Origin of the sequence: Nocardiopsis kunsanensis DSM 44524, assembly GCF_000340965.1 — a bacterium.
Lineage (GTDB): Bacteria > Actinomycetota > Actinomycetes > Streptosporangiales > Streptosporangiaceae > Nocardiopsis > Nocardiopsis kunsanensis.
The window spans coordinates 1-5,515 of sequence record NZ_ANAY01000025.1 but is presented as its reverse complement, the minus strand read 5'-3'; the positions used below and the strand labels follow the sequence as shown (position 1 = coordinate 5,515).

8 protein-coding genes are annotated in these 5,515 nt (G+C 58.2%); 1 reads left to right on the top strand and 7 read right to left on the bottom strand.

Translation table 11 applies throughout. The features are described from left to right. Positions 1–19: 19 nt before the first annotated feature. Positions 20–859: an IS5 family transposase gene (locus D456_RS0116630; RefSeq protein WP_026115947.1), complete on the bottom strand. Its 840-nt coding sequence runs from the start codon at positions 857–859 to the stop codon at positions 20–22. Between D456_RS0116630 and D456_RS27805 the strand changes: the two genes are divergently transcribed. Further along, on the top strand, positions 755–1,258 hold the full coding sequence (locus D456_RS27805) for a TIGR03618 family F420-dependent PPOX class oxidoreductase (RefSeq protein ID WP_083904611.1): 504 nt from the start codon (positions 755–757) through the stop codon (positions 1,256–1,258). The genes D456_RS0116630 and D456_RS27805 overlap by 105 nt on opposite strands. A gap of 868 nt (positions 1,259–2,126) precedes the next feature. On the opposite strand, the gene D456_RS25790 is transcribed toward D456_RS27805, so the two are convergent. From D456_RS25790 to D456_RS24350, 6 genes are all read right to left on the bottom strand, one after another. Further along, entirely contained in the window at positions 2,127–2,606 is a 480-nt protein-coding gene (locus D456_RS25790) for an NUDIX hydrolase (RefSeq protein WP_040699517.1), read from the bottom strand. A gap of 3 nt (positions 2,607–2,609) precedes the next feature. After that, positions 2,610–3,248: a class I SAM-dependent methyltransferase gene (locus D456_RS25785; RefSeq protein ID WP_083904610.1), complete on the bottom strand. Its 639-nt coding sequence runs from the start codon at positions 3,246–3,248 to the stop codon at positions 2,610–2,612. 7 nt (positions 3,249–3,255) lie between these two features. Next, positions 3,256–3,768, bottom strand: a complete 513-nt coding sequence (locus D456_RS28055) for a phosphatase PAP2 family protein (RefSeq protein WP_394297282.1) — start codon at positions 3,766–3,768, stop codon at positions 3,256–3,258. 173 nt (positions 3,769–3,941) lie between these two features. Beyond that, entirely contained in the window at positions 3,942–4,187 is a 246-nt protein-coding gene (locus D456_RS25775) for an acyl carrier protein (RefSeq protein WP_083904608.1), read from the bottom strand. A gap of 41 nt (positions 4,188–4,228) precedes the next feature. Further along, complete coding sequence (locus tag D456_RS25770) at positions 4,229–5,020, bottom strand: ABC transporter permease (RefSeq protein WP_083904607.1); 792 nt, start codon at positions 5,018–5,020, stop codon at positions 4,229–4,231. Further along, positions 5,004–5,515, bottom strand: a 512-nt coding sequence (locus D456_RS24350) for an AAA family ATPase (protein ID WP_040699515.1), incomplete at its 5' end; no start/stop codon positions are given. The genes D456_RS24350 and D456_RS25770, both read right to left, overlap by 17 nt.

The following is a 5,515-nucleotide window of genomic DNA, read 5'->3' as shown; positions in this document are numbered from 1 at the left end:
AGAGCGTGTTTGAGAAGGGTTAGGAAATGAGATCCTGGCTCGTCCATGCCTGCTGGCGAACTGCGTCACGTCCTCGGGTAAGACGGCGGGCCATCTGGCCGATCGCGGCCCAGCGCACCATGGCCTCGGATACCGCCGGGTCGCGCTCGTAGTCCCTGGCCAGGCGCCGGTGGGAGGTCAGCCACGCTAGTGAGCGCTCCACCACCCACCTGCGTGGGATCACCGCGAAACCCACCTGACCTGGAGCCTTACGTACGATGTGCAGTGTGGTGGCCACGAACCTCTGGGCCCAGGCCACCAACTTTCCTGCGAACCCCGCATCGGCGAACACGAATCGCACCGGCGTGGCCAGGTACAGGCTCAGCAGGGTCGTTTTCGCTCCGTCGCGGTCCTGGACCGAGGCGGCCATCACGCCCACCACCAGCAACAACCCGAGGGTGTCGGTGACGATGAACCGTTTGCGGCCGTTGATCTTCTTGCCCGCGTCATAGCCCCGGGTTCCCTGGCCGGCGGTGTCGGCGCCTTTGGTGCTCTGGGAGTCGATGATCCCGGCCGAGGGCTCGCCGCTGCGCCCTTGGGTCTTGCGGAGCCGGCGGCGCAGCACGGCCATGATCTGCTCGGTGACCTTGGCTTGCTCCCAGCGGGAGAAGTACCAGTACACGGTTTGCCAGGGCGGGAAGTCCACGGGCAGGTGCCGCCAGGAGCAGCCGGTGCGCACCACGTAGAGGATCGCGTCAACCACGTCGCGGCGGGGGTGTTTCTCGGGCCGGCCCCCGGTGTTGGCCGGTGGGAGCAGGGGCTCGATCAGGGCCCACTGGTCATCGGTCAGGTCAGAGGGGTAGGTCGGGCGTCGTGGCATGGTGACCATGCTCGCGGCCTGACGGCCCAGCGTGAGCGAAGTACCCGAACCGTTACCCCTTCTCAAACACGCTCTGAGCCCGACGGCCGACCGCAGCTATCCGTGGTGTGGGCGCAGCACACTGAGAGCGACGTGCTGTTCGCGACCGTTAAGGGCCGCCGCAAGTACGAGAACATACTGCGCAACCCCCTCGTCACCGTGCTTATCATGCCCCGGGACAGCCAGGACCACTATGTGGAGATCCGCGGCCACGCGCAAATCGAGGACGGCGGTCGGGAACTGATCGATAGGTTGCACCAGCGGCATCGTGACACCCGTCCTTACCCCTGGGACAGCCCGGACGATGAACGTGTGGTCGTACGAGTGGTGCCCGACCGAGTACTCGTCTTCCATGGTTGACTCTAATGAGAGGATCGGAGAATTAGCTTCGTGACGCGGTTACACGAGGATGAGCGCGAATCCCAGCCGCGCGTGTATCCGGAGAACATTATTAGCCCAATCCACGGAGTTGATTCGCTTGAAGGGCCGACATCGGAATCGGTGGTTCGATCAAGTCGACCCCAGGCCCTCTCATGTTGGCTCCGCGGACTGGTCGCTGCCCTGTTCGCGGGTGGGCAAGAGGCTGCCGAGGGTAAGCCGGTAGGAGCTTTGGGCCGACAGAGGTCGGCCGGGATGGCCATGTCAGGGCCTGGTGCGGCCGTTGGTGGTTGAGGTTTTTACCGGCCGCAGAAGTTCGGGAAACGGCTTTGAACTGCGGCGATTCATAGACTACATGTTCGCGACGATGAGCTGGTGTCGTAGCCGTAACTCGCCCGAGTGGTCTCGCGCCGGAGCCCCGAACACCAGTTGGCGTTCGGGGCTCCGGGGCCCTGGCTGGATTCAGGCCGCGTTGGTCAGGACGGTGACCTTGCATCCGGCGGGACCGACAGGATCGCGCTTCCTTCGTTGTCGTCGACAAGGGTGTCGCCGGTCAGCATAAGGTGTCGAGATACTGGATCGGCTGAGCCATGCCGCGGACGCCCCAGGGCTTGCCGGGATTTGGTGCGCCGCTGGGAGCCCCCGTTCTTCCGGCGGCCCGGCTCGAACCGCACCTCGATCGGCCGGGGCGATTGTGGCGACCGGTGAACTGCGATCCGTTGTCAGTCAAGGCACGCCATAGCGGCGAATACCTCGCATACCGCCTGACCGGTGGGCACCGAGACCACGGCCTTAGCATTAGAGCAGGTAGGAGGTGACTCTAGAAAATGTTCCCCAACAGGCGGCCGTATCAGATATCTGCAGCCTTGGTGAGAGAAAGGATCTCTGCCCCCTCGTGGACACGAAAAGTCACGGAAGTCCTGGCAGCAAAGGCATCTTCCAATCGCGGGCGATAGAGAGGGTGTAGTCGTGTGAGCGCTTCCTCCACTTCGACCCATTCGGCAGCACTGGATTCCGTTGTTGGGCGAGGTTCACCTGACTCGGCCAACGCGATGAAGATGCCAGCGAGGATGCCACGGCTTGGATGCTGATAAACACCCACCAAACCTTGGATTTTGACATGAACGCCGGTCTCTTCATAGGTCTCGCGAGTGGCAGCATCAGGTAAGGTCTCGCCAGGGTCCACCAGACCACCAGGTAGCTCCCAACGCTTGGGGGAGCGGCGGCGCGTGATAAGAACACGCCCCGTTTCATCGAATGCGGCGCAGGTCGCACCGAGGGCGTATTTTTTCGGCGGCTGATAAATTTCTCTGGGCTTTCTTTCTGCCATTCATTAATCCGTATTCGTGTTATGGAAAATCAAAAAATACCTCCAAAAAAGAAGATGCCGAATGCTTCTGCCTGGGAGGATCTCAGCACTTTTTTCTTGAATCTCTGGCAGTGTCATGTCTGGGGAGGAGACTGAAGCGGAAGCTGATTCATTAAGCACGCAGTCGCCCCCCTTTTTCCATTTCTCCCAAAAGAATACGATGGTGCGAAAAATGGCGTTCACGGGAACGGCAATAAGGCTTACGGTGTGGTCCAAAAATGTTGTCTCCCGGTAGCATCCCAGGATTACCAAGACACCATTTTCAGTGAGTGATGCGCGTAGCTTATTTACTATCTCAAAAGGAACATGGTGAATGCTAGCCAAGCATGCAATATAGTCATACGTGTTAGGCTCCAATCTCATGGATTTGATATCTGCCTGCTCAAAGTGAACTTGCTGAGGAGGCTTGAGTGTAGAATTTTTCTTTTCTGCATCGGCAATGACATTGCCATCTGTATCGATAGCATGGACTTGAATGCCTCGAAGCGCTAGCTTCTGCGCAAATCTCCCTGTGCCGCAGCCGACATCCAGAGCGTTTCGACATGGTTTGGGGATCTCCCGAAGCAAGAGGGCATGGTAATGATCATTGTGGTTGAACGGCATGGATACATTATGGCATAGGTTCGTCTCCAGCGGCTGGAAGTTGCTGACGTCCCTCGCGTCGTAAGCGGCGGGATGCCTGATGTTGCAGCAGGAGTACTGCGATCACCAGCCACCCAGCGCCCAAGAGCTGTCCGGCGAGCACATCCACACTGAAGTGGACACCGATGAAGACTCGACTCCATGAGACAATTTCGGCGCTTACTCCAGCTAGCATTAGAGTCGGTGTGAATGCGGCCCGCGGCATTTGGCTGCTGAAGTAGAACGCGGCCAGTAAGAAACCAGTCGTTACACCAACCGCATGCCCACTAGGAAAACTAAATCCGTCGGCTTGAATCGAGGCACATTCCAGGGTTGGGCGCTGTCGTTCAACCCATTCCTTGACTAGATTGCAGCTTACCGTGGCGGCATAGGGAACTGCCAAGAGGACAGCGGCGGCTGGGACGTTTCGCCGGATCAGAGCGAAACACGCGGATCCGGCCGCAATGATAGTCACTGGCCAAGGGTTCCCCCACGAAGTCATTTTCTCAAGAATCCACACAACAGACGTACTGTTGCTTGTCCAGGCACAGAGCGTCTCACTCAGCTGCTCGTCCCACTGGAAAGCAACGAGGGCCAGTAACAGTCCAACGTGGGCCACTGTCCACAATGTGAACCATACTAGCAACCAAGGCCGATTTCCTGGGCCATACCGTTTCATGTGGCAGTGGGGAAATCCGAAATGTGCTCCAGCAGAGCACGGGGAGTACGAATTTCCCGAAGAGCGCTCTCTTCTATTTGACAATTGAATTTTTCTTCGATGTGGCTGATGATCTCGATTTGGTCGAGAGATTCGATTTCTAGATCACCGAAGGTGACATCAAGTTCCTCTTGGGAGAAAGCCTTTCCAGTGACTTCTGTCACTAGGGGTGCGAGAGTTTTGATGAACTCATTTTCGGTCATGGACGTGTTCCTCTTCGTGATGAGAGTGATCGCTGGTTGCTTTACGAAGCGCGTCGCCGCCTGTAGCGGGCACGCCAGGGCATGTGTTTGCTCGTGAGGCCCCAGGCGGCACCAGCGAAGACGGCAAGCACCACCATGTCAGCTAGGGCAAGGCGAGTATCAGGTGTAGTCAGGGAATGACGCAGGCTATCGGCTGCGTACACTGCAGGGTTGATGTTTCCAACCCAGTTCAGTGCGTCGGGAAGCAGTTCTGGTGGGATGGCCACAGGGCCGGCGGCCATCATGAGGAGTGTGGTTGCCAGACTGAGAGAAGACGCCTGTTCGATGGTCCCGGATCTACTGCCAATAAAGGCTCCCAGCCCGGTCGAGGGGAGCAAGGCAAGTAGAAGACACAGCGGGGCAAGTGGGGAGAGTGTTAGTGGGACGTTGAGCAGGGCGGAGCCGAGTAATAGAGTGACCGCAATTGCAGGCAGCGACAAGATACAGAACGCTGCAAGCGTAGCAAGAATGAGCGCCTCGCGCCGGACCGGTAGGGCGGCATAGTATTGGAAAGCACCATTTCCACGCATGAAAGCAAAGTTACTGGCGATTTTGTTCTGTGTCTCGAACAGGATCGCCATGGTTACACTGCCGGTCAGGACATATTCGCTCGCGGAAGTACCAGAATTCTGAGAGAATAGCCCCAAGGCGGAGATGCTTACCATCGGGGCAAGCATGCCGGTCAGAACCATCTGGGGCCAGGACCATCGCCAGTTAGTAAGCTGAATTCTAAATAGGTCCCAGACCTGCCAATGGAAACTCAGTCCGAGTTTCTTTTCACGCGTAACTGACATACACGTCTTCCAGGGTCGCTGTCTGCATAGAGAACTCGGTGAACTGAGTGAGGTCCACGTCCTTGGTCAGGTGAGGAAGATCGGCGGATTCAACGAGGGCCACGACCTTGCCACGGTGCTCGGACTGCACACGGACATAGTCAGGTAGCCCGTGCCTCTGTGTGTTTCCGAGCGTGATTGACAGACGTACCTGAGAGTGGAGGGCGGTCTTCAGCTCAGCAGGAGCGCCCAGTGCGACGAGCCGACCTTCCTTAAGAATTCCCACGCGCTCAATGACTTGCTCTGCTTCGATGGCATTGTGTGTGATGAGGATGATTGTGTGACCGTCGCGCTGGTTGAGCTCCCTAAACAACTGCCATACTTGGCGGCGTCGGGATGGGTCCAACTCGTTGGTGGGCTCGTCAAGAACCAGCACGGGTGGCGATGCAGCCAGAGTTACAGCAATCTGCAATAGCCGACGCTCCCCTCCAGAGAGCTGCCGGGCAACCTTGCCAG

Coding starts and splice junctions, on each gene's coding strand:
- D456_RS0116630 (WP_026115947.1), bottom strand. CDS start 859: ATGCCACGACGCCCGACCTACCCCTCTGACCTGACCGATGACCAGTGG.
- D456_RS25790 (WP_040699517.1), bottom strand. CDS start 2,606: ATGGCAGAAAGAAAGCCCAGAGAAATTTATCAGCCGCCGAAAAAATAC.
- D456_RS25785 (WP_083904610.1), bottom strand. CDS start 3,248: ATGCCGTTCAACCACAATGATCATTACCATGCCCTCTTGCTTCGGGAG.
- D456_RS28055 (WP_394297282.1), bottom strand. CDS start 3,768: ATGACTTCGTGGGGGAACCCTTGGCCAGTGACTATCATTGCGGCCGGA.
- D456_RS25775 (WP_083904608.1), bottom strand. CDS start 4,187: ATGACCGAAAATGAGTTCATCAAAACTCTCGCACCCCTAGTGACAGAA.
- D456_RS25770 (WP_083904607.1), bottom strand. CDS start 5,020: ATGTCAGTTACGCGTGAAAAGAAACTCGGACTGAGTTTCCATTGGCAG.